General features: G+C 73.4%; 19 protein-coding genes. 12 read left to right on the forward strand and 7 right to left on the reverse strand.

Going from position 1 to position 20095, the window contains the following annotated elements:
- Positions 1 to 4 precede the first annotated feature (4 nt).
- The 3 genes from ACF3NH_RS03625 to ACF3NH_RS03635 are packed head-to-tail and all read right to left on the reverse strand — an operon-like array spanning position 5 to position 2541.
- Positions 5 to 325: a hypothetical protein gene (locus ACF3NH_RS03625; protein WP_198365714.1), complete on the reverse strand. Its 321-nt coding sequence runs from the start codon at positions 323 to 325 to the stop codon at positions 5 to 7.
- Between the two features lie 57 nt (positions 326 to 382).
- Positions 383 to 1834, reverse strand: a complete 1452-nt coding sequence (locus tag ACF3NH_RS03630) for a sensor histidine kinase (protein ID WP_422921895.1) — start codon at positions 1832 to 1834, stop codon at positions 383 to 385.
- 26 nt (positions 1835 to 1860) lie between these two features.
- Positions 1861 to 2541 carry a response regulator transcription factor gene (locus ACF3NH_RS03635; RefSeq protein WP_198365712.1) on the reverse strand — a complete coding sequence of 227 codons (681 nt, stop codon included), beginning with the start codon at positions 2539 to 2541 and terminating at the stop codon, positions 1861 to 1863.
- Between the two features lie 233 nt (positions 2542 to 2774).
- Here ACF3NH_RS03635 and hrpB point away from each other — a divergent pair, with 233 nt between their 5' ends.
- The 8 genes from hrpB to ACF3NH_RS03675 all read left to right on the forward strand — a co-directional run bounded on the left by hrpB (position 2775) and on the right by ACF3NH_RS03675 (position 13256).
- Entirely contained in the window at positions 2775 to 5273 is a 2499-nt protein-coding gene (gene hrpB / locus ACF3NH_RS03640; protein ID WP_422921896.1) for an ATP-dependent helicase HrpB, read from the forward strand.
- Between the two features lie 125 nt (positions 5274 to 5398).
- Positions 5399 to 6484: a S1C family serine protease gene (locus ACF3NH_RS03645; RefSeq protein WP_198365710.1), complete on the forward strand. Its 1086-nt coding sequence runs from the start codon at positions 5399 to 5401 to the stop codon at positions 6482 to 6484.
- Positions 6485 to 6702: 218 nt separating this feature from the next.
- On the forward strand, positions 6703 to 7755 hold the full coding sequence (locus ACF3NH_RS03650) for a FecCD family ABC transporter permease (RefSeq protein WP_422921897.1): 1053 nt from the start codon (positions 6703 to 6705) through the stop codon (positions 7753 to 7755).
- A 44-nt stretch (positions 7756 to 7799) separates the two neighbouring features.
- Complete coding sequence (locus ACF3NH_RS03655) at positions 7800 to 8621, forward strand: ABC transporter ATP-binding protein (RefSeq protein WP_198365708.1); 822 nt, start codon at positions 7800 to 7802, stop codon at positions 8619 to 8621.
- 138 nt (positions 8622 to 8759) lie between these two features.
- Positions 8760 to 9776 carry a calcium-binding protein gene (locus tag ACF3NH_RS03660; RefSeq protein ID WP_422921898.1) on the forward strand — a complete coding sequence of 339 codons (1017 nt, stop codon included), beginning with the start codon at positions 8760 to 8762 and terminating at the stop codon, positions 9774 to 9776.
- 104 nt (positions 9777 to 9880) lie between these two features.
- Positions 9881 to 11986, forward strand: a complete 2106-nt coding sequence (locus ACF3NH_RS03665; RefSeq protein WP_422921900.1) for a protein-disulfide reductase DsbD family protein — start codon at positions 9881 to 9883, stop codon at positions 11984 to 11986.
- Positions 11987 to 12041: 55 nt separating this feature from the next.
- Positions 12042 to 12692, forward strand: a complete 651-nt coding sequence (locus ACF3NH_RS03670; protein ID WP_198365706.1) for a thioredoxin family protein — start codon at positions 12042 to 12044, stop codon at positions 12690 to 12692.
- Positions 12693 to 12797: 105 nt separating this feature from the next.
- Positions 12798 to 13256: a Bug family tripartite tricarboxylate transporter substrate binding protein gene (locus ACF3NH_RS03675; protein WP_422921901.1), complete on the forward strand. Its 459-nt coding sequence runs from the start codon at positions 12798 to 12800 to the stop codon at positions 13254 to 13256.
- A 34-nt stretch (positions 13257 to 13290) separates the two neighbouring features.
- Here the strand turns inward: ACF3NH_RS03675 and ACF3NH_RS03680 are convergent, their stop codons facing one another.
- Positions 13291 to 14025 (reverse strand): phosphatase PAP2 family protein, encoded by a 735-nt coding sequence (locus ACF3NH_RS03680; protein WP_422921902.1) that lies wholly within the window; start codon positions 14023 to 14025, stop codon positions 13291 to 13293.
- 336 nt (positions 14026 to 14361) lie between these two features.
- Here ACF3NH_RS03680 and ACF3NH_RS03685 point away from each other — a divergent pair, with 336 nt between their 5' ends.
- The 3 genes from ACF3NH_RS03685 to ACF3NH_RS03695 all read left to right on the forward strand — a co-directional run bounded on the left by ACF3NH_RS03685 (position 14362) and on the right by ACF3NH_RS03695 (position 17163).
- A complete protein-coding gene (locus tag ACF3NH_RS03685; RefSeq protein ID WP_422921903.1) occupies positions 14362 to 15012 on the forward strand; it encodes a DedA family protein in 651 nt (216 codons plus the stop codon).
- Between the two features lie 51 nt (positions 15013 to 15063).
- On the forward strand, positions 15064 to 16629 hold the full coding sequence (locus tag ACF3NH_RS03690) for a TerC family protein (RefSeq protein WP_422921904.1): 1566 nt from the start codon (positions 15064 to 15066) through the stop codon (positions 16627 to 16629).
- 93 nt (positions 16630 to 16722) lie between these two features.
- Entirely contained in the window at positions 16723 to 17163 is a 441-nt protein-coding gene (locus ACF3NH_RS03695) for a PaaI family thioesterase (RefSeq protein ID WP_198365701.1), read from the forward strand.
- A gap of 49 nt (positions 17164 to 17212) precedes the next feature.
- Here the strand turns inward: ACF3NH_RS03695 and ACF3NH_RS03700 are convergent, their stop codons facing one another.
- The 3 genes from ACF3NH_RS03700 to ACF3NH_RS03710 form a co-directional block, all read right to left on the reverse strand.
- Positions 17213 to 17398 carry a hypothetical protein gene (locus tag ACF3NH_RS03700; RefSeq protein ID WP_198365700.1) on the reverse strand — a complete coding sequence of 62 codons (186 nt, stop codon included), beginning with the start codon at positions 17396 to 17398 and terminating at the stop codon, positions 17213 to 17215.
- Positions 17399 to 17548: 150 nt separating this feature from the next.
- Positions 17549 to 17776, reverse strand: a complete 228-nt coding sequence (locus ACF3NH_RS03705) for a hypothetical protein (RefSeq protein ID WP_198365699.1) — start codon at positions 17774 to 17776, stop codon at positions 17549 to 17551.
- Between the two features lie 181 nt (positions 17777 to 17957).
- Positions 17958 to 18164 (reverse strand): cold-shock protein, encoded by a 207-nt coding sequence (locus ACF3NH_RS03710; RefSeq protein ID WP_198365698.1) that lies wholly within the window; start codon positions 18162 to 18164, stop codon positions 17958 to 17960.
- A 339-nt stretch (positions 18165 to 18503) separates the two neighbouring features.
- Here ACF3NH_RS03710 and ACF3NH_RS03715 point away from each other — a divergent pair, with 339 nt between their 5' ends.
- On the forward strand, positions 18504 to 20078 hold the full coding sequence (locus tag ACF3NH_RS03715) for an ABC transporter substrate-binding protein (RefSeq protein WP_422921905.1): 1575 nt from the start codon (positions 18504 to 18506) through the stop codon (positions 20076 to 20078).
- The last annotated feature ends 17 nt before the right edge of the window (positions 20079 to 20095 follow it).

The raw sequence follows: 20095 nt of genomic DNA on the forward strand, positions 1-20095 counted from the left end.
GGGATCAGCGCAGCTCGGTCGCCGGCCGCAGGGCGGCCTCGGGCAGGCGCCGGTCGACGGAGGGCGCCGGCGCATGCGCGGCACGGATGGCGCGCCGCAGCTTCAGCGCCCCGGCGCGGAACTGGCCGGCGCGGCACAGCCGCAGCCCCTCCTCCGCCAGGTCCCGAGGTTCGTCCCGCCCGGCGCCGGGCTGGCGGTCGAAGCGGCCGGCCAGGGACTCGCAATCCGCCTGGCTGACCGGCAGCAGGCGAAGCTCCGCCGCCGCCAGCGCGCCCGGCGCGGCGGCCAGCCAGACGGTCATCAGCAGAGGCAGGCGCGGGACCATGACGCCATGCTGCGCCCACCGGCCCTGCGCGCCGATGGGCGCGGCATGAAGCCAGCGTCATGCCGCCACCGCGCCGGAGGTGGCGGGGTGGGGCCCGTCCAGCGGCAGGCGCAGCAGGACGGCGAGGCCAGGCTGTTCCGGCGGCCCGCCGGCATCCTCGAACCACAGCCGCCCGCCATGCAGCGTCGCCACCGCGCGCACCAGGGAGAGGCCGAGGCCGGAGCCGGGCGTGGCGCGGGCGGTATCGGTGCGGAAGAAGCGCTCGCCCACCCGGGCCCGGTCCTGCGGCGCGAGGCCGGGTCCCTCATCGGCCACGCGCAGCAGCACCTCCTCCCCGTCCGGCTCGGCCGTCAGGCTGATGGCGCCACCCGGCGGGGTGAACTTCACCGCGTTGTCCAGCAGATTGGCCACCAGCTGCAGCAGCAGGTCGCGATCGCCGGTCATCGGCAGGCTGGCCGGCCAGGCGGTGTGCAGCGTCTGGCCGCGCGCCTCGGCCGAGGCGCCGTAGAGCTCCGCCGCGTCGGCCAGCAGCGCCGCGAGGTCGAGCGGGGCGAAGGCGGCGCGGCGCGCGCCCGCCTCCACCTCGGCGATGCGCAGCACCGCCTGGAACACCCGGGTGACGTTGTCGAGGTCGGCGATGCCGCGCTCGATCGCGCCGCGCAGCGCCTCGGCGTCGCTGCTCTCGCCCAGGAGGGTTTCCTCCAGGCCGCTGCGGGCCCGGGAGATCGGCGTGCGCAGGTCGTGGGCGATGGCGTCCGAGACGCCGCGCACCCCCTCCATGAGATGCGCGATGCGGTCGAGCATGGCGTTCATGCTGGCGCCGAGCCGGTCGAACTCGTCGTCATGCAGGGAGATCGGCACGCGCTGCGTCAGGTCGCCGTTGGCGATGCGGGCCGCGGTCAGGCTGGCCGGGGCCAGGCGCCGCTCCAGCGCGCGGCGCATCAGCATCGCCCCGATCACGGCGAAGACCAGGGCGGCGCCGGCGGCCCAGGCCAGCCCCTCGGTCAGCAGGGCGCGCAGCCGCTGCTTCTCGCCCACCTCGCGCCCCACCGCCAGCTGGCTGCCATCGGGCAGCGCCTGCACGAAGAGCCGCGCCTCGCCGGGCGGGTCGTCGTCATGCTCCAGGGTCAGGCTGTGCCAGCTCGCCTCGCCGGGCCCCTGGGCGGGCAGGGTGGCGAGATTGCCGGCCAGCCGCTCGCCCCGCGGCGTCTCCAGCCGGTACAGCGCCTGGGCCTCGGCATCGAGCGCCAGGCGCTCCTCGATGGTCTCCGCCACCGCCTGCGGGCCGGCATCGCGCCAGCGCTCGAGCAGGGCGGAGGCATCGGCGCGGATGGCCGCGTCGGTCTGCCGCTCCAGCGTCCCCGCGGTGCCCCACCAGAGCACGCCGGCGAAGGCGAGGCAGGCGCCGAGGAACAGGGTGGCGAACAGCAGCGCGAAGCGGAAGCCGGCGGAGGACAGCAGCCGCCAGAGCGGCCCCGGATGCTGCGGCCGCCGGCGGTTGTGCGGCATGACCTTCAAGCCTTGGGTTTCGTTCGTCAGCCCTCGGCGCGGATCATGTAGCCGGCGTTGCGCACGGTGTGGATCAGCGGCTTGTCGTGCCCCTTGTCCAGCTTCTGGCGCAGGCGGGAGACATGCACGTCGATCACGTTGGTCTGCGGGTCGAAATGGTAGTCCCAGACCTTCTCCAGCAGCATGGTGCGCGTCACCACCTGTCCGGCATGGCGCATCAGGTGCTCCAGCAGGCGGAACTCGCGCGGCTGGATGTCGATCTTCTTGCCGGCCCGCGTCACCGTGCGGGACAGCAGGTCGAGCTCCAGATCGGCCACCTTGAGCCGCGTCGCCGGCGCGTCGACCGCCGGTCGGCGGCCCAGCGCCTCGACCCGCGCCAGCAGCTCGGCGAAGGCGAAGGGCTTGACCAGATAGTCGTCACCGCCGGCCTTCAGCCCCTTCACCCGCTCGTCCACCCCGGCCAGGGCCGAGAGGAACAGCACGGGCGTGTGGTTGCCCTGGCCCCGCAGCGTCTCGACGAGCCGGACGCCATCGACGCCACCGGGCAGCATGCGGTCCAGGACCAGGAGATCGAAACTCTCCCCGGCGGCAAGGAACAGGCCGTCGCGCCCGCTGGACGCGTGCTCCACCGTATGCCCGGCCTCCTGCAACCCCTTCTTCACGAAGCGGCTGACCTCGGCATCATCCTCCACCAGCAGAATGCGCATGGTGTCTACGTCCCCAAGTCTCTGTGTTTCCCCGCCGGCAGGCCACGCGGGCAGACCATGAGGGCCGGACAGATTGACGCCTCGGCGAGGCTCGCGCCAGGGGGGCTGGAAGGGGGGGGCTTGAGGGCGGGGCTCCAGGACGGGGAGCGGAAGAGCGGGGGGAGGCCCTCCCGCGCCGCATGGCGCCGCTCCGGGCTGGGGCGCCACGGCGGCGCGTGGTAAGCCCGCCCGCCATGCCCCCCCTGCCCGAACTTCCGGTCTCCGAAGCCCTGCCGCGCCTGGCGGAGGCCCTGCGCGCCGGCGGCAATGCCGTGCTGGTGGCGCCCCCCGGCGCGGGCAAGACGACCCTCGTGCCGCTGCGGCTGCTGGACGAGCCCTGGGCCTCGGGGCAGCGGATCCTGGTGCTGGAGCCGCGCCGCGTCGCCGCCCGTGCCGCCGCCCGCCGCATGGCCGAGCTGCTGGGCGAGCCGCTCGGGCAGACGGCCGGCGTCGTCACCCGGCTGGACCGCGCCGTCTCCGCGGCGACGCGGATCGAGGTGGTGACGGAGGGCCTGCTGGTGCGGCGGCTGCAATCCGACCCGGGCCTCGAGGGCGTGGCCGCGGTGCTGTTCGACGAGGCGCATGAGCGCAACCTCGACACCGACCTGGCCCTGGCGCTCTGCCTCGACCTGCAACGCGCGCTGCGGCCGGAGTTGCGGCTGCTCGCCATGTCCGCGACGCTGGAGGCCGAGGGCTTCGCCCGGCTGCTGGGCGGCGAGGGCGGCCCGGCCCCGGTGATCGAGAGCCTGGGCCGCGCCTTCCCCGTCACGGTGCGGTATCGCCAGCGGGACCTGCGCGATCCGCGCGACCTGCCCGAGGCGATGGCCGCGGCCATCCGCGAGGCGCTGGCGGCGCATCCGGGCGATGTGCTGGCCTTCCTGCCCGGCTGGGGCGAGATCCGCCGCACGATGGAGCGGCTGGGCGGCCTCGGCGCCGACGTGCTGCCGCTGCATGGCGAATTGCCGCCCGCCGAGCAGGACAAGGCGCTGGACCCGGATCATCGGCCCGGCGGCGGACGCAAGGTGGTGCTGGCCACCTCGATCGCCGAGACCTCGCTGACCGTGCCGGGGGTGCGGATCGTCGTCGATGGCGGCTTTCGCCGCGCGCCGCGCCTCGATCCCGCGACCGGGCTGTCGCGGCTGGCCACGCTGCGCATCTCCCGCGCGAGCGCCGAGCAGCGCGCCGGCCGCGCCGGCCGCACCGCGCCCGGCCTCGCCATCCGGCTCTGGTCGGAGGCGCTGCATCGCGGCCTGCCGCCGGCGGACCGGCCGGAGATCCTGGAATCCGAGCTGTCGGGGCTGGCGCTGGACTGCGCCGCCTGGGGCGCCGATCCGGCGGCGATGGCCTTCCTGGACCCGCCGCCCGCCGGCGCCATGGCCGCCGCCCGCGCCCTGCTGCGCGAGCTCGATGCGCTGGACGCCGAGGGCCGCATCACGCCCATGGGCCGGCGCATGGCGCGGCTGGGCACGCATCCGCGCCTCGCCCGGATGATGGCCGCCGCCGCCACGCCGGGCGAGGCCGCGCTGGCCGCCGCCCTCGCCGCCCTGCTGGAGGAGCGCGACCCGATCCGTGGCCGCGAGGCGCCGGCCGATATCCGCCTGCGGCTTGACCTCCTCGAAGGCGCCGACGACCCGCAGGCGGACCGCGCCGCGCTCGGCCGCATCCGCCGCGCCCTGGCGCTGCACCGCCGCCGCCTCGGCGTCACCGCCGCCGAGCCGCCGGATGGCGACCCTGGCCTGCTGCTGGCCGCCGGCTTCCCCGACCGCGTGGCGGCGAAGCGCGGCGGCATGGACGGCGCCTTCCGCCTCGCCGGCCTGTCCGCCGCCGGCGCCAGCGGCGGGCAGGGCGCGCGGCTGCCGGCGAGCGACCCGCTGGGCAGGGCGCCGCTGCTGGCAGTGGCCGACCTGGAGCTGGCCGGCACCGAGGCGCGCATCCGCATGGCCGCGCCGCTGACCCGCGCCGCGCTGGAGGCCGCCTTCCCCGAGCGCCTGGTGCGCGAGGAGGGCGCCGCCTTCGACCCCCGGACGAACGCCGTGGTGGCGCGGCGGCGGCTGCGCCTCGGCCCGCTGGTGCTGGAGGAGGCGACGCTGCCCCAGGCCGACCCGGACGCGGTGGCGGCGGCCCTGGCCGGGGCGGCGGCTTCGCGCGGCCTGCGCGACCTGGACTGGAGCAAGGCCGCCGAGCAGACCCGCGCCCGCCTCGCCTGGATGCGCCGCGCCGAGGGCGAGCCCTGGCCGGAGGTCTCGGACGAGGCGCTGGCCCGCGAGGGCGGCGCCTGGCTGGTCCCCTGGCTCGCCGGGCTGAACAGGCTGTCGCAGCTGAAGGCCCTGGACGTGGTGGCGATGCTGCGCGCCCTGCCGCCGCACCCGCTGACCCGGCGCCTCGATGCCGAGCTGCCGCCGCGCCTCGACCTGCCCGGCGGGCGCTCGGCCGCCATCGACTATACCGGCGAGGTGCCGCGGCTGGAGGCGCGGGCGCAGCACCTCTTCGGCCTGGAGCGCCTGCCGCCGCTGGCCGGCGGGCGCATCCCGCTGCAGGTGGCGCTGCTCTCCCCGGCCGGGCGGCCGATCGCCGTCACCGCCGACCTCGCCGGCTTCTGGCGCGGCGCCTGGGCCGAGGTGCGCAAGGAGATGCGCGGCCGCTACCCCAGGCACGACTGGCCGGAGCAGCCGGGACAGCGGGCGGCGGTCTGAGACAAGTGGTTCGAGGCGGGCGGTTTGCGGCGGCCACGCCCGCGCGGGCTTGCCTTACGCCCGGCCTTGCTCAATGTGACGTCAGAGCCGCAGCCCCCACCGCGCCCGCCACCAGGGATGAGACGATGATCACCCCCCAGCCCGCCGCCTCCCGCCGCCTCGTCCTCGCCGGCCTCTCCAGCCTGGCCCTGCTCACCGCCTGCGCCCGCGTGCCGGCCCAGGCCCAGCGCGGCCTGATGCCCGATTTCGCCGACCTGGCCGAGCGGGTGCTGCCGGCGGTGGTGAACATCGCCGTGCTCACCGAGCAGACCACGACGCAGATCCCGCCCGAACTGCGCGGCACCCCCTTCGAGCGCTACTTCCGCGAACGCCGCGGGCGGCAGCAGGTGCAGGGGGCGGGCTCCGGCTTCGTCATCGACCCGGCGGGCTATATCGTCACCAACAACCATGTGGTGGGCGAGGCCGCGCGGGTCGTCGTCTCGCTGCAGGATGGCACCGAGCTGCCGGCCCGGGTCGTCGGCACGGACGAGCTGACCGACCTCGCCCTGCTCCGCGTCGAGCCGCGCGCGCCGCTCGCCGCCGTCCCCTGGGGGGCCTCGGGCAGCATCCGCGTGGGCCAGTGGGTGCTGGCGGCGGGCAACCCCTTCGGCCTCGGCGGCACCGTCACCTCCGGCATCGTCTCGGCACGCGGGCGCGAGATCGGCGCCGGACCCTTCGATGACTTCATCCAGACCGACGCCGCCATCAACCCGGGCAATTCCGGCGGGCCGCTGTTCAACGCGGCCGGCGAGGTGATCGGCATCAACACCGCCATCTACTCGCCCTCCGGCGCCTCGGCCGGCATCGGCTTCGCCACCCCTTCCGACCTGGCGCGCGGCGTGATCGACCAGCTGCGGCGCGACGGGCGGGTGGAGCGTGGCTGGCTCGGCGTGGCGGTCCAGGATGTCGGCGGCGAGACGACGCCGGGCGGGCGCAACCGCGGCGTGCAGGTGCAGAGCCTGGAGCGCAACAGCCCCGCCGCCCGCGCCGGGCTGCGCCCCGGCGACATCATCACCGCGCTGAACGGCGAGCGGGTCGAGACGGTGCGCGCCCTGACGCGCGGCGTCGCCATCACCCCGCCGGGCCAGACCATCCGCATCACCCTGCTGCGCGAGGGGCGGCAGCGGGATCTGGCGGTGCAGGTCGGCCGCCGGCCGCCCCAGGCCGGCTGAACCGGGCCGGCCGCGCGGCCGCCCCGCCCGCGGATGGGGCTTGGTGCGGCGGTTGCGAATGATTATGGATTGCCGGGACTCCCGCCATCAGGCCGCCGGCCCCGCCTCACTCCGAAGGATGCGCTCTTGCCGCCCAGCCCCCGCCGCACCCGGCCGCTCCCCCGCCGCCCGGACCCCGTGCCGCCGCCGCGCCCGGGCGCCATCCGGATGAGCCGGCAATGAGCGCCGCCGTGACGGCGACCGCCTCGGATGGCTACCGCGCCCTGCTCTGGCGCCGCACGGCGCTGCTCGTGCTGCTGGCGCTGCTGACGCTGGCCTCGCTGCTGCTCGATGTCGCCACCGGCCCGTCGCGCCTGGGTCTCTCGGATGTGCTGGGCGTGCTGCTGGACCCCGGCTCGGCGACCGGGCCGGTCTCCGTCATCGTCTGGGACGTGCGGCTGCCCTACGCGGTCATGGCCGTGCTGGTCGGCGCCGCCCTGGCGCTGGCCGGGGCGGAGATGCAGACGGTGCTGAACAATCCGCTGGCCAGCCCCTTCACCCTGGGCGTCTCCTCCGCCGCCTCGCTGGGCGCGGCGCTGGCCATCGTCATCGGCGTCGGCATTCCCTGGCTGCCGCAGAGCTGGCTGCTGCCGGGCAACGCCTTCCTCTTCGCCTTCGGCTCGGTGCTGCTGCTGCGCAGCCTGTCGAGGCTGCGCGGGGCGGGGGTCGAGGCGCTGGTGCTCTTCGGCATCGCGCTCGTCTTCGCCTTCAACGCGGCCGTCGCCCTGCTGCAGTTCATCGCCACCGAGCAGGCGCTGCAGCAGCTGGTCTTCTGGTCCATGGGCAGCCTGGCGCGCGCCACCTGGCCGAAGATCGGCGTCATGGCCCTGGCGCTGGCCGTCACCATCCCCTTCTGCGCCCGGGCGAGCTGGAAGCTCACCGCCCTGCGGCTGGGCGAGGAGCGGGCGCTCTCCTTCGGTGTCGATGCCAACCGGCTGCGCGACGGGGCGTTGTTCCGGGTCAGCGTGCTCTCCGGCGTCTCGGTCGCCTTCGTCGGCACCATCGGCTTCATCGGGCTGGTCGGGCCGCATGCGGCGCGGCTGATGGTGGGGGAGGATCACCGCTTCTTCCTGCCGGCCAGCGCGCTCTGCGGCGCGCTGCTGCTCTCGCTCTCCTCCCTGGCCAGCAAGATGCTGGTGCCCGGGCTGCTGGTGCCGATCGGCATCGTCACCGCGCTGGTCGGCGTGCCGGTCTTCGTCGCGCTGGTCTTCACCCGGGGGCGTCGCGCGTGAGCGCGCGGGAGAGCCCTCGCGTGAGCGCGCGGGAGAACCCAGGCATGACCGCGCCGGAGCGGCCCGCCGCCCCGCCCCTGCGGCTGGAGATCGAGCGCCTGACCCTCGGCTATGGCCGTCGCGTCATCCTGCAGGACGTGTCGCTGAAGCCGCTCCGGGGCGGCCATATCACCGCCCTGGTCGGCCCCAACGGCGCCGGCAAGTCGACCCTGCTGCGCGGCCTGGCCGGACTGCTGCCGGCGCGCGGCTCGGTGAAGCTGAACGGCCAGGAGATGGTGGGGCAGCGGCTGGAGCGCCGCGCCCGGCACATCGCCTACATGCCGCAGAGCCTGCCGCAGGGCGTGGCGCTGACCGTGCTCGAGACGCTGGTCAGCGCGCTGAAGGCCAGTCCCGCCGGCGGCGAGGGGCTGATCTCCGCCAAGCTGGCGGCGGAGCGGGCGCTGGACCTGCTGGAGCGGATCGGCATCGGCCACCTGGCGCTGACCGGGCTGGACCGGCTCTCCGGCGGCCAGCGCCAGCTCGCCGGCCTGGCGCAGGCCCTGGTGCGGCAGCCCGAGGTGCTGCTGCTGGACGAGCCGACCAGCGCGCTGGACCTGCGCTTCCAGCTCCAGGTCATGCAGCTGGTGCAGGCGCTGACCTGGGAGAAGGGCCTCGTCACCATCATCGTCGTGCACGATCTCGGCCTGGCCGCGCGGTTCGCGGATCATGTCATCGCCATCGCCGGCGGCACGGTGCACGCCGAGGGCTCGCCGGAGGCCACCCTCACCCCGGCGCTCCTGGCTGAGGTCTATGGTGTCGCGGCGCGGGTGGAGCGCTGCTCGCTGGGCCATCTGCAGGTCCTGGCGGACTCTCCCCTGGCGGGATGACGGCATCACAACCTTGACGTGTAATTGTATTCCTATCGACTTCCACAATCATGGATTGCTGAATTAGAATTCTCTTCATCACCGGCCGGGTCCGCCGCCCGATGGAAGGCGGACCCGGCCCAGAGGAGGATTCCCGACATGGCGCTTCTCCGGCTCCGCCCCATCGACCTTCTGCCCGATCTCGACCCGTTGCGGGACTGGCTGGACGGCACGCTCGTCCTCGGCACCGCCGGCGCCGACGAGATCGAGGTCCAGGGCCGGATGAAGGTGGTCTTCGCCGGCCGTGGCAACGACCTCGTCCTGTCCGACACCGGCGCCGGCTCCGCGAAGGCGCTGGGCAACCTGCTGATGGGCGGGCAGGGCGACGACCAGCTCACCGCCCTCGGCGGCCGCAACGCCCTGCTCGGCGATCAGGGCCATGACACGCTGACCCTGGGCGACCGGTTCCAGCCTGGCGAGAGCCACCACGGCATCGCCTTCGGCGGCTCCGGGGACGACCGCATCTCGGCCTTCGGCAGCAACCACCGCATCTACGGCGATGGCGGCAACGACACGCTGATCCTGGGCGGCCCGATCGGCCTGGACAACGCCGCCTTCGGCGGCAGCGGCAACGACACCCTGACCTCGCACAGCCGGCGCACCACGCTGGACGGCGGCAGCGGCAACGACCTGCTGATGTCCTTCAGCGCCGGTCCGGCCCGCACGCATCTCGTCGAGAGCGGCGTGACCCTGACGGGCGGCAGCGGCGCCGACCGCTTCGCCCTGCACAACCAGAGCGTCCTGCTGGCCCATGGCGACACCGACGGCGCGCTTTCCGAGGGCGACGCGCTCAGCGGCGTGATCGACGTCATCACCGACTACCAGGCCGGGGAGCGGGTCATCCTCGGCGGCGGCGGGGAGGCGGCGCTGCGCGAGGCGCCGGTTCACCTGGCCGGCATCACCTGGCCCGGCACCGGCGGCGGGCGCGCGCCGCTGCTGCATGACGGGGACTATGCCTATCTGCGCGGCGCGCTGACCGGCGCCGGCCGCTTCACCATCGGCGCGGAGGGCGAGGACCTGCTGCTGATCTATGACCGGCCCGACGGGACCGACACGCCGCAGACCGGCGCGGTGGCCTTCCTGGGCTGGTCGGAGGACAGCGTGCTGATCGCCTGAGAGGCGGCGGGACGAGGCGTCGGGAGGGGCGTCGCGATGCGGCGCAACCTTTCGTCACCTCTTGCCCCTTTCCTTCGGGGCCGGAATTGGCTTTCCATCCCGTCATGTTCCGTCCCGCCCTGACCCTGGCCGCGCTCCTGGCGCTCGGCACGCCCGCGCTGGCGCTGGAGAGCGCGCCGGTCCGCAGCGAGCGCACCGCCATGAGCCTGGCCGCCGAGCTCTCGGCGGTGGCGCCCGGCCAGCCCTTCCGCCTCGGCCTGAAGCAGGTGCTGGCGCCCGGCTGGCACACCTACTGGATCAATCCGGGCGATGCCGGCACGCCGCCGGAGCTGGCGCTGACGGGGCCGGAGGGCACCGCCGCCACCGGCTTCGACTGGCCGGCGCCGGACCGCATTCCCTTCGGCCCGCTGGTCAACTACGGCTACGAGAACCAGGTGCTGCTGCCGCTGACGGTGACGCCGCCGGCGGATCTGCGGCCGGGCGATGTCCTGACCCTCGAGGCGACGGCGAGCTGGCTGGTCTGCGAGCAGGTCTGCATCCCCGAGGAGGGCGTCTTCCGCCTGGACCTGCCGGTGGAGGCGGCGCCGCGCCCCGACCCCGCCCTGGCCGGCGCCTTCCGGGAGGCCGAGGCCGCCCTGCCCCGCCCCAGCCCCTGGGCCGCCAGCCTGGGCTTCGAGGACCGGCAGGGCGCGCTGCGGCTGGATGGCCCCGACCTCTCGCCGGCCACGGTGAAGGCGGCCTGGTTCTTCCCCGCCGAATGGGGCGCGCTGGATCATGCCGGGCCGCAGCCGATGGAGGTGGCGGAAGGATCGCTGCGCCTCGGCCTGACGCGCGGCGCGGCGCCGCTGGCCGAGGGGCCGCTCGCGGGGGTGGTGACGATCACCGACACCGCGGGGACGCGCAGCGCCTTCACGGTGTCCGCCGTGCCCGGCGCGGTTCCGGCCGCCCTGGGCGGCGCGGCTCCGGCCCTGGCCGGGTGGCCGCTCTGGCAGGTGCTGCTCTCGGCGGCGCTGGGCGGGCTGATCCTGAACCTGATGCCCTGCGTCTTCCCGATCCTGGCGATGAAGGCCATGGCCGTGGCGAAGCTCTCGGGCGCGGCGCGCGGCACGGTGCGCAGCCATGCCGCCAGCTACACCGCCGGGGTGGTGCTGTCCTTCCTGGTTCTGGCCGGGGCGATGATCGCGCTGCGCGCCGCCGGCGGCGTGGCCGGCTGGGGCTTCCAGTTCACCTCGCCGGTCTTCGTGGCCCTCATGGGGTGGCTGATGCTGGCGGTCGGGCTCAACCTCTCCGGCGTGTTCCAGATCGGCGGGCCGGTGGGCGCCGGATCGGGCCTCGCCGCGCGCGGGGGGCATCTGGGCAGCTTTGCCACCGGCGGCCTCGCCGTGCTGGTCGCCACCCCCTGCACCGCGCCCTTCATGGCCGCCGCCATCGGCGCCGCCATGGCCATGCCGCCGGCCGCGACGCTCGCCGTCTTCGCCGCCATGGGGTTCGGCATGGCGGCGCCCTATGCGCTGCTGGCCCTGGCCCCCGGCCTCGCCCGGCTGCTGCCGCGTCCCGGCCTCTGGATGGAGCGGCTGAAGCAGGTCCTGGCCTTCCCGATGTATGGCGCCGCGCTCTGGCTGCTCTGGGTGCTGGCGCAGATGGTCGGGCCCGCGGCGCTGGCGGCGGCGCTGGCGGGCGGGCTCGCCATCGGCTTCGGCGCCTGGGCGCTGGGCGCGGCGCAGCAGGCGCGGAGCCGGCGCGGGCACTGGCTGGGCCGGGGCGGCGCCGCGCTGGCCCTCCTCGGCGCCCTGGCGCTGCTGCCGCAGCTCGGCGCGCGCCCCGCCCCCGCCGCGGCGGCCGCCGCCACGGAGGCGGCCGAGCCCTGGTCCGAGGCGCGGCTGGCCGCGCTGCGCGCCGAGGGGCGGCCGGTCTTCGTCAACATGACCGCCGCCTGGTGCATCACCTGCAAGGTCAATGAGCGGGTGGCGCTGGACAGCGCCGCGGTGCGCCAGGCCTTCCAGGAGCGTGGCATCGCCTATCTGAAGGGCGACTGGACCGATGGCGGCCCGGCCATCGCCGCGCAGCTCCGCCGGCATGGGCGCGAGGGCGTGCCGCTCTATCTCGTCTATCCGCCCGGTGGCGGCGAGCCGGAGGTGCTGCCGCAGATCCTGACCGAGGCGATCGTGCTGCGGGCCCTGCCCGGACCTTCCGCCTCCGGCCGGGGCTGATCCCGGCCGGAGCACCACCGAACCGACGACGCACCCGAAGAGAGGACGACCCGTCATGACGATGCCGATCCCCCGCCGCGCCGCCCTGTCCCGTCTCGGCCTGGCCAGCGCCGCCATCGCCAGCCTGCCCTTCCTGTCCCGCCAGGCCCTGGCCGCGCCGAGCATCGGCGCCCCGGCCCCCGCCTTCTCGGCGCCGGATCAGGACGGCAGGACCCATAGCCTGGCCGACTACCGCGGCAAGGTGGTGGTGCTGGAATGGACCAACCACGACTGCCCCTTCGTGCGGAAGCACTATGAGAGCGGCAACATGCAGCAGATCCAGCGCCTCGCCGCCGGGAAGGGGGTGGCCTGGCTCTCCATCGCCTCCTCGCCCGAGGGCGCGCAGGGGCATGTCACGCCGGAGCAGGCCAGGGCGCTGACCGCCAGCCGCGAGGCCGCGCCCGCCGCCGTGCTGCTCGATCCGATGAGCCGCATCGCCCGCGCCTATGCCGCCACCACGACGCCGCATATGTACGTCATCGATGCCGAGGGCGTGCTGCGCTACATGGGTGGCATCGACAGCATCCCCTCCAGCAAGGTGGCGGACGTGCCGAAGGCGCAGCCGCTCGCGCGCGACGCCATGCTGGCGGTGGCCGAGGGCCGGCCGGTGGCCCAGCCCGTGACGCGCAACTACGGCTGCGCCATCAAGTACGCGCCGGAGGCCTGAGCGTCCCCGGGTAGCGTCCCCGGGCGGGGCAGGGCTTCTCCCCACCGCCCGCCTGTCGGATAGTCCTGTCGCGGCGCCATAAGCCGCGACAGGAGGAAACGACCCATGAAACGACGCGACGCCGCGCGGGCGCTGGCTCTCGCCCCCTTGGCAGGCTCTCCCCTGGCATGGTCTGGCCTGGCGCGGGCGCAGCCCGCCTCCCCCGCGCGCTGGTCGCCCGGCCGGCCGGTTCGCCTGATGGTGGGCTTCGCGCCGGGCGGCAGCACCGACATCTCCGCCCGGCTCATCGCCGATGCGATCGCCGCCCCGCTGGGGCAGCCGGTCGTCGTCGAGAACCGCGTCGGCGCCGCCGGCAACCTCGCCTCCGAGGCGGTGGCGCGCAGCGCGCCGGATGGCCACACCTTCGTCGTCGCCTCGGTGGGCACGCCGGCGACGCGGCGGCGGATGGAGGAGCTGGGCTACCTGCCGGCCGGCGGCAGCGCCGCCGAGATGGCACGGCTGCAGCGGGACGACGTCATCCTGATGGAGCGGCTGGTCCGCCTGACCGGCGCCGCTTCCCGCTGAGGCGCGGGGGCGGGGACCGCCCGCCCGGCCGGGCTCAGAGGGTCGCGCGGAGGAAGATCGCGGTCTTCTCGCCCAGTTCCCGCAGGTCGCCGAAGAAGGTGGTCATCTGGTAGGCCGCGATGAAGCCGGCGGCGTAGAACAGGCCGGGGCGCCGGTCGTGCAGCCCGATGGCCCATTCATAGGGCCGCCGGAGCCACGCCCGCCGCACCACCAGGAGGGTCACGGCCACGCCCAGCACCGCGCCGCCCAGGATGTCGCTCGGATAGTGGAAGCCGGCGAAGACGCGCGGCAGGCAGGCGACGAGAAGGGCCCAGAGGAAGGCGGCGATGCCCGGCCCGCGCGCGATGAGGAACAGCCCCGTGGCCAGGGCGAAGGTCATCGCCGCGTTGTCGCTCGGAAAGGAGCTGTAGTTGGCGAGGTAGTCCTCGCTTAGCCCGAGCGGGCGGATGGCGCCGAGGGTGGGATCGTTGATCGGCCTCGGCCGTTCCCACATCACGTTCTGGACCAGCCGCGACAGGCCGCAGGCGAGCACCGCCGCCGCCAGGCTGGAGAAGATCAGGAAATGGCGGTTGTGGCGCAGCTCCGTGTCATCCGGCCCGCCGCGCCGTCTGTCGGGATTGAACCAGTACCAGCAGAAGGCGGCGATCAGCGGCGCCGTCTTGACCAGATGCATGTTGGTCAGGCTGACCACCGCGCGGTCGAAAGCATAGCTTCGGCCCGCCCAGCCATTGAAGGCCTGGAAAAGCTGAAGGTCGAGCGCTGCAAGCATGCCGTGAAGTCCTTGCACCGGCGCTCCCGGAGGGGGCGCCGAACATTTCTCTCCCGTTGCCGTGGAGCGGGCCCCCGAGGCGCGCCTGTCTCCCGCGGCGAACAAGTGTCATTAAATTGAAATGTTGCACACTCTTCATGGCCCGGCAATGCGGAAGCCGACCGGGCATAATCCGGCCCGCCGCAAAGGCCCGTGATCCGGCCGTGCCCCGCGGCATCGGCCGGATCGGCAATCACAGGTTGAATAAGGCCTCGCCGTGCCCAGGGCCGACCCTGCGTCCCGGCGCTCACAGCGAAACCATTGGCATGGCCCTCGCGAAGCTGATACCGAGCAGCCATGCTGGACGATTGGAGCGCGGCCTTCGGGGCCTGGGTGACCGCGAATGCCGCCTGGGCGGCGCCCGCGACCTTCCTCATCGCCTTTCTGGAATCCTTTCCGGTCGTCAGCATCCTGGTGCCCTCCACCGCCCTGCTGCTCGGCATCGGCGCCCTGCTCGGCAGCGGCCTCGTCTCGCCCTGGCCGGTGCTGCTCGGCTGCGTCATCGGCGGCGTCCTGGGCGACGCGGCCGGCTACTGGCTGGCCCGCTGGGTCGGGCCGCATGCCGTGCGCCGCCGCCTGCCCCGGTCCTGCCGGCGGATCTACGCCTGGTCCGTCGTCGTGTTCCGCCGCTGGGGCTGGTGGGCGGTCTTCTTCGGCCGCTTCATCGGCCCGATGCGCGCCGTGACGCCGCTCGCCGCCGGCGTCGTCGGCATGCGCAACAGCGCCTTCCAGAGCGCCAATATTCTCTCCGCCCTGGTCTGGGCGCCGCTGATCCTGATGCCGGGCTCCGTCGGCGGCTGGCTGGCGCGGCAGATCGGGCCGGACCCTAACCCCCTCACCCTGGCCGCCCTGTTCGGCGCCGCGCTCTTCGCCTGGATCGGCTATCAGCGCCTGCGCCCCCTGGTCAGCGCCTGGATGCGCCAGCGCCTCGCCCTGGGCCGGGGCTGAGCCGCCCGTCCGCATCCCGCCCTTCCCTTTATGACGGAACCGCGCTGAACCATGGAATGGATCGCCGATCCCACCGCTTGGCTGGGCCTTGGGACGCTGATCGTGCTCGAGCTGGTGCTCGGCATCGACAACCTGATCTTCATTGCCATCCTGGCCGACAAGCTGCCGCCCGAGCAGCGCAACAAGGCCCGCATCATTGGCCTCACCCTGGCGCTGCTCATGCGCCTCGGCCTGCTCGCGGGCATCTCCTGGATCGTCGGGCTGACGGCGCCGCTGTTCAGCGTGGCGGGGATGGAGATCACCGGCCGGGGCCTGATCCTGGTCACCGGCGGCCTCTTCCTGCTGTTCAAGGCGACCACCGAGTTGCACGAGCGGCTGGAGGGCGGCCACGGCGCGAAGGGCGAGACCAGGGTCTATGCCAGCTTCTGGCAGGTGGTCGCGCAGATCGTCGTGCTCGACGCGGTCTTCTCGCTCGACAGCGTCATCACGGCGGTCGGCATGGTGGAGCATCTCTCCATCATGTACATCGCCGTGACCTTCGCCATCGTGGTGATGATCGCGGCCTCCCGCCCGCTGATGCGCTTCGTCTCGGCGCATCCGACCGTCATCATCCTCTGCCTCGGCTTCCTGCTGATGATCGGCTTCAGCCTGATCGCGGAAGGCCTCGGCTTCCATATCCCCAAGGGCTACCTCTACGCCGCCATCGGCTTCTCGGTGCTGATCGAGGCCTTCAACCAGCTCGCCCGGCGCGGCCATGCCAAGCGCCTGGCCACCGGCGACCTGCGGGACCGCACGGCCATGGCGGTGCTGCGCCTGCTCGGCGGCGGCCAGGCCGAGGAGAACGCGGCGCCCGACGGTACGCACGGCGAGGCGCCCGAGCAGGTCTTCAAGCCGGAGGAACGCTCCATGGTCCAGGGCGTCATGGCGCTCGGCGAGCGCAGCGTCCGCTCGATCATGACGCCGCGCAACGAGGTGATCTGGCTGGACGCGGACGGCACGCCCGAGCAGCACCGCGAGATCATGCTCCGCACCGGCCATTCGCGCTACCTGATCGCCCGCGGGCAGATCGAGGAGATCGTCGGCGTGGCGCTCGCCAAGGATCTGTTGCGGGATCTGATGCAGGAGGGCCGGATCGACTTCACCGCCTCGGTGCGCCCGCCCCTGCTGGTGCACGACCAGCTCGACGTGCTGCGGCTGATGGAGCAGTTGCGCGGCTCGCGCGTGCAGATGGCCCTGGTGATCGACGAGTACGGCACGCTGGAGGGCGTGGCGACGCCGACCGACATCTTCGAAGCCATCGCCGGCGACTTCCAGGACGAGGATGACGACCACGCCCGGCTGGAGGCGGAGGAGGATGGCGCGCTGCTGGTCGATGCGCATCTCGACCTGCACGCGCTGGACCAGCGCCTCGGCACCCGGCTGGCGGATTCGGCCGGCGGCTATGCCACCGTCTCCGGCCTGCTGATGGACCGGTTGCGCCGCCTGCCGCATCTGGGCGACCAGGTGGAAGCCGGGGGCCTGACTTTCGAGGTGGTGGCCGCGCAGGGCTTCCGCCTCGAGCGGGTCCGTGTCCGTCCCGCGCCGGCCCCTTCCCCGGACGAGCCCCCCCACGAGTAGGGCCGCTCCTCCCGGGGATCGGTTCGGGGCGCCGCCCTCTTGGCAGGGGGCCGGCAAGCCGGTCTACTGGCGCGGCGAACCCAGGAGGCGTCCATGAACCCCGCCGCGCTCTCCGGCCTGGAGCTTCTCCAGGCCACGGCCGCCGGCACCCTGCCGCGCGCCTCCATGGCCGAGACGATGGGGCTGAAGGAGATGGAGGTCGCGAAGGGCCGGGTGATCCTGCACGCACGCGCCGACCGGCGGCACCTCAACCCGATGGGAGGGGTGCATGGCGGCTTCGCGGCAACGGTGCTCGATTCGGTAACGGGCTGCGCGGTGCACAGCATGCTGGATCCGGGCTTCAGCTACGCCACGGTCGATCTCGGCATCAAGATGCTGCGGCCGGTTCCGGTCGATGAGGATCTGGTGGCCGAGGCGCTGGTCACGCACTTGTCGCGCTCCATCGGCGCGGCCGAGGGCACCTTGCGCGATTCGTCCGGGCGGCTGCTGGCCAGCGCCTCCGCCACCTGCTTCATCAGGCATCCGCGCCCCTGAACGGCGCGGCCCCGATCCGGCGGAGCGATCCGCCCCGGCCGGGCCCGCCTCAGCGGCGGGTCATGCCCTTGCGGATCTCGCGCTCCACCGCCGAGCGCTCGCTGGAGCCGATGCGGCGGATGATCTCACGAATGATGGCGGGCGAGACACGATGCCGCTTGGACAGATACTCCACCTCGGCTTCGGGTGGCGGCTCCATCGGGGCGGGGGAGGATTTCTTCTTGTTGTCGAGCATCACGCACTCCTGCCAGGACTGGCTGGCGACGGGTCTTTGCAAAAGGGGGTCGCGCGGACAGGAATGACGCGGGCCCGCCGTTCACACCGGCAGGCCGCCGCTCCGTCCCGTCACCTGATCCCGGGCGCCTGATCGCGGCCGACGGCCCGGTCAGGGATGCTTCGGCTCGCGGAACAGGCTTCGGGCCCCGGCGCGCAGCTGGCTCTCGCGCACCACGCGCTCATGCCCATCCTGCACGTTGCGCACGCGATATTCGCGATCCGCGCCGTCATTCGGCAGCAGGCGAACCACCGTATAGGTGCCCCGCGCGGCACTGGCCTCGAGCTTGCCTGGGAAGAGTTCGACGGTCTGTCCGACCGAAAGGCTGTGGGGCGGCATGGAGGGTCTCCGCGGAGCGGGAGGATTCCCGGAAGAATCCGGCGGGGAGCGGCCCGCTCGCCCCTGGCCATCACACGGGTGTCCGCCGCGCCGGTCGCCATGCCGGGGCCGGGCCACAGGGCCCGCCATGCGGCGGCAGGCAGCGGTCCGGGGCGGCCTGGCCGTCCCGGACCTTCAGGCCTCAGGCCTGGCGCAGGTTGCCGGCAGAGACCTTGCCCTGCTGGCCCTTCTGCAGGTCGTACTCCAGCTTGTCGCCCTCGCGCGGCTCGCGCAGGCCGGAACGCTGGACGTCCGAGATGTGCAGGAAGACGTCCTTGGAGCCGTCATCCGGCTGGATGAAGCCGAAACCCTTGGTCGCGTTGAACCACTTCACAGTACCGACAGCCATGGTGTTGTCCATTCATGAATGAAAATGAAAAACCACCCCACGGGATCGCAGGGAGGATCGAACTTCGCGAGGAGACGGACACCGGGCTCGGCGCTCAGTCATGAGCAAGGAGAGCAGGCCGAACTAACGAGCTGACCCCGCCAACATGGAGATTGCGGGCGCGAGACGCAAGCCCTGTTTCCTTGGCTCCTGGGTTTCCATCCTCCATTGGCCTTCCATCCTTCGTCGCGAACGGGAACGGCGCCCGGCCACCGGCATTGACAGTGCCGCCGCGGACACGGGACAGTGATCCGAAGCCCTTGCAACAGGATGAGGGCGACGGGAGCGGGAGGATTGCGGGTGCGCGCATTCATCATGGGATTCGCCTGCTGCCTCCTGGCCGCTCCCGCCCAGGGCCAGAACACCCAGGGCCAGAACACGCTGACGATCGCGACGCAGTCGGAGCCGACGGCGATGGACCCGCATTTCCATCGTTCGAACAGCAACAACGCGATCCTGCGGCAGGTCTTCGACCCGATGGTCGATTTCGACAATGCCGGGAAGATCGTGCCGCGGCTGGCGGAATCCTGGCGCATCGTCGATGACCTGACCTGGGAGTTCCGTCTGCGCGAGGGCGTGCGGTTCCATGACGGCACGCCGCTGCAGCCGGAGGACGTGGCCTTCTCCTTCGCCAGGCTGCCGGATGTCCCGAACAGTCCGGGGTCCTTCGCCTCCACCGTCCGCACCGTCTCGAGGGTCGAGATCGTCGATGGCCGGACGCTCCGTGTCACCACCAGCGAGCCCACGCCCTTCCTGGATGCGGAACTCACCGCCGTGCTGATCCTGTCCCGGCGCCTGCACGGGCAGGCGACCACGGCGGATTTCAACAACGGCCGCGCGATGATCGGCACCGGCGCCTACCGGCATCTGTCCTACGAGCAGGGCAACCGGCTGGAGGCCGCGCGCAACCCGGCCTTCTGGGGCGAGGCGGCGCCGTGGGAGCGGGTGCAGATCCGCTTCATGAGCAATGCCGGCTCCCGCGTCGCCGCCCTGAGCGCCGGCGATGTGGACCTGATCGACGCCGTGCCGACCCAGGATGTCGCCCGCCTGGAAGCCGATCCGCGCATCGCCGTCTTCGGCACGGAGAGCAACGGCACCGCCTATCTCTTCCCGGACACGGTGCGGGAAGAGGCGCCCTTCGTCACCGATCACGAAGGCCGCCCGCTGGTGCCCAACCCGCTGCGGGACGTCCGGGTGCGACGGGCCATGTCGATGGCCATCAACCGGCAGGGCGTCGTCGACCGGCTGCTGGCGGGCCAGGGCACGCCGGCCGAGCAGTTCGCCCCGCCCATCGCGATCGGCCGCATCCCCGACCAGCCGCCCATCCCGCATGATGTCGCCAGGGCCCGCGCCCTGCTGGCCGAGGCGGGCTACCCGAACGGCTTCCGCATGACCCTGCATGGCCCGAGCGGGTGGTTCCCCGGCGATACCGACGTGCTGCAGGCGGTGGCGCAGGGGCTGAACAGGATCGGCGTGCAGACGCGGGTGGAGGTGCTGCCGACGGCGACCTTCTTCACCCGCGCGACCAACCGCGACTTCGCCATGTTCATGACGACCTATGCCTCAAACCTGGCGGCGATCACGCTCCAGCAGGTGGTGGCGACGCGCAACCCCACCCTGCGGATGGGACCCTTCAACCGCCAGCACTACAGCAACCCGGCGATGGACGCGCTGCTGCAGGAGGCCCTGCGGACGATGGACCGGACGCGGCGCGACGCGCTGACGGCCCAGGCCATGCGCAGCGCGATGGAGGATGTCGCCGTCATCCCCATCCTGTACCTGAAGGTCAACTGGGCCGGGCTGCGCCACCGCGTCCGCTACGATCCCTCACCCAGCTGGTACACCAACGCGCTCTTCGCCACGCCGGCGAACTGACGGCGCCCGGCGGCAGC

It is taken from the genome of Pseudoroseomonas sp. WGS1072 (genome assembly GCF_049340465.1).
Taxonomy (GTDB): Bacteria; Pseudomonadota; Alphaproteobacteria; order Acetobacterales; family Acetobacteraceae; genus Pseudoroseomonas.